This is a genomic window from Paraburkholderia elongata (assembly GCF_013177735.1).
In the GTDB taxonomy this organism is placed as follows: domain Bacteria; phylum Pseudomonadota; class Gammaproteobacteria; order Burkholderiales; family Burkholderiaceae; genus Paraburkholderia; species Paraburkholderia elongata.
Window position 1 is genome coordinate 1 of record NZ_WOEZ01000271.1, and the last position, 2,612, is coordinate 2,612.

The following is a 2,612-nucleotide window of genomic DNA, read 5'->3' on the forward strand; positions in this document are numbered from 1 at the left end:
GTCTCCACCGACTCCTGGTCCATCGAGTCGATCATCTTGCTGCCGAACACGGAACGCTGCGCCGCCTGGAACTTCATCGCGATGTGGAACCAGTCGAGGATCCGGCCGCGAGCCAGCTGACTGCCCTGGACAGCCTTCTCAAATTCACCAGCGTCGTCGCTGATCACGGTCACGCGTTCATCGCTCGCCACACCGTTCCGGCTGAGGAACTGATCGAGTCGCGCTGCAGCCGAGGTGACTTCCCTGTGCACATACGCATACAGTTTTGGAGGACCATCGGTGAACGTCACCCGCCCGGCGACGATATTCACGTGACGGCCAGGGCCTCTCCCTGAGTCGCAATTTCGCAGCCACGCCGAGTCGACGCTCACGGCCGCGACATGGCTGGATTCGCGAACCTGCACGTCTGCAACGGCTTGGGGTAGCTTCGCGATGTCGCGCTCGATATCGGCGTCGAGCTGTTTTCCAATGTCGAGGATCCGATTCCGGATGCCGCTGGACGAAATGCCATTGTCCAGCGGCAGCACTTCCTTGAGCATGGCCGCGGCCTGCCGGTACGGCAAATGAGCTGCCCACTTCGCCTGGTGGTATTCCAGTTCCGGAGTGACGCGCCAGTTTAGGTCTTTGGACAGAGGATGCACCACATGCTGTGTCCGCGCAGTCCGCTGGCAAGCACACGACCACAGCCGCGGACTCTTCACCGTCACTTTGCCGTAGACGGTGCGCAGCACCGTCGAGCGACAGTCCTTGTGGTTCAAGGCCGCACCGCAGCTCCGACAATGGGTCTGGCTGAGAGCCACGACTGCACCTGTTTCGAAATGAGCTCGGCCTGCACCTTTGCCAGCAGCGACCGCCCTTCCGCGAGAGTCAGGCCCAGTTCGGCAAGACAGCAGTCAGGGCGCTCAATCACAGCCGGAACTCCGTCACCTTCCTCAACCGTATCATTGTCTCCGTCGGCCAGCCTTGCTTCGATGATCAACCGCATGGCTTGCTCCCACCGTTGCGAGACCGATCAGCCTACTCCAGACGAAACCGATGCCGCTACCGGAAGCACAAGCGGCCCTCTCTGGGAGCCTCCCACTACCCACACTTTTTACTGACGAACCGGAATAGTAGGCACCGCGAAATCGCGCTGGCGCCGATGATGTCCATCGAGGTCTCGCGCTGATGAGCTGTGAAGCAGCGTAGCCTCGGGCCGATGGCTGTTTCTGGGCTCGCAGGCGCCGTTCGTGCGGCTGACAAACGAAGCTGGCGACGGACGGCTCATGGCCGATGGCGATCCGAACTGTCTTGTCTAGTAAGCAATCCGAAATGTCGGTGAATCTTCCTGACGACTTTTGCGTCGATCGTAGATTCGCGTGGTGGCGATATTAGCGTGTCCGAGCCATTCCTGGACCTTGGCAATGTCCGCTTCATGCTCCAGCGCATTGGTCGCCGCCGTTGCACGCAGACTGTGTACGCCGAATCCCCGTACCTCGATTTTCGCGCATGCCGCGTAGGAGAGCACGATCTTGTAGACGCCATCAGCCGTCAATGCCGCGTCCGTCTTTCTGCGTGCTGGCTGGAAGAGGGGTGCGTTGGGTGAGCCGCCATGTCCTGCGACCTCAAGGAAAGCGTGGATACGCTCGGCGCTCCCTGCGTGCAAGGGTAGATAGCGCAGCTTGTTGCCTTTGCCGTGAACACGGAGATGAAGGACACCGCGCCGGGCGTGGATGTCGCGAACCTTGAGGCTGCAGAGCTCTTCGCGGCGCAGGCCGTGATACAGCAGCACGGACAGTAGCGCGCGGTCGCGTTTGCCCTTCAGCGTGTCCGGATCCGGGGCCTCGAGCAGCACGCGCGCCTGATGGTCGCCGAGCGCGGGCGTCTTGCCTTCGTTGCTCTCGACCCTGGGGCGCTTGGCGCCCTTCACGGGATTGAAGTCCACCGCATTCTTTTCACACAGGTATTCGAACAGCGAGGAGAGCGCCGCGAGCTTGCGCCGGATGGTCGCGCCGGCCAGCGCCCGGTCTTCCAGGGTCTCGCGCCAGGCGAGCACGTGCGCGCGGGTGACGATGCGAAACTCGTCGGGCCGCGCAATGCCGGCAAAGCTCATGAAGTCGCGCAGGTCAGCTTCATACGCGCGCCGGGTGCGCGGGTTGTCGAGGTTCGCGAACCATTCCGCTTCGGGCGGCACACCGGCCAGCTGGTGGAACTGCGCCGCGGTGAGCGTGCGCTCACGCGGAACCGGCCCGATGCGCTCAACCGGCGTGGACGGGGTTGACATGGTTTTCTCCGGGCAGCTCGGCACCGTGGGCGCGGACCAGCGCGATCAGTTCGCCGGTGGTGATCTCGAAGCGGTATTCGCGTTGGATGCCGACTTTCCGCTCATCGGTCTCGATCAGCAGCACGCTCCTGCCGTCTTCGCTGGCAACCAGAAGCCGCGAGCGGCACAGGCGCCCGGTTTCCGTTTCATGCTGGGCGAGCAGATCCATCCCGCCGACTGCGCCCTTCACCACCAGTTGACCCATACCCTTCCCGAACAAGCTCACCGTTAATCCCGCAACATTACTCTTGATAACATATTTTATCAATAGTAACTGCACCGAATAAAGCGCGGTGGATCGGTTCCGAAG

At 62.1% G+C, this 2,612-nt stretch carries 4 protein-coding genes; all 4 read right to left on the bottom strand.

Annotated features, from left to right (window positions below; all coding sequences use genetic code 11):
• Positions 1-758, bottom strand: a 758-nt coding sequence (locus GNZ13_RS44865; RefSeq protein WP_172177149.1) for a hypothetical protein, incomplete at its 3' end; no start/stop codon positions are given.
• On the bottom strand, positions 755-985 hold the full coding sequence (locus tag GNZ13_RS44870) for a hypothetical protein (protein ID WP_172177151.1): 231 nt from the start codon (positions 983-985) through the stop codon (positions 755-757). The genes GNZ13_RS44870 and GNZ13_RS44865, both read right to left, overlap by 4 nt.
• Positions 986-1,294: 309 nt before the next feature.
• Complete coding sequence (locus GNZ13_RS44875; protein ID WP_328807393.1) at positions 1,295-2,287, bottom strand: tyrosine-type recombinase/integrase; 993 nt, start codon at positions 2,285-2,287, stop codon at positions 1,295-1,297.
• Positions 2,238-2,507, bottom strand: coding sequence for a hypothetical protein (locus GNZ13_RS44880; protein WP_407945703.1), 270 nt, complete (start codon positions 2,505-2,507; stop codon positions 2,238-2,240). The genes GNZ13_RS44875 and GNZ13_RS44880 overlap by 50 nt, the downstream gene beginning before the upstream one ends.
• Positions 2,508-2,612: the final 105 nt, after the last annotated feature.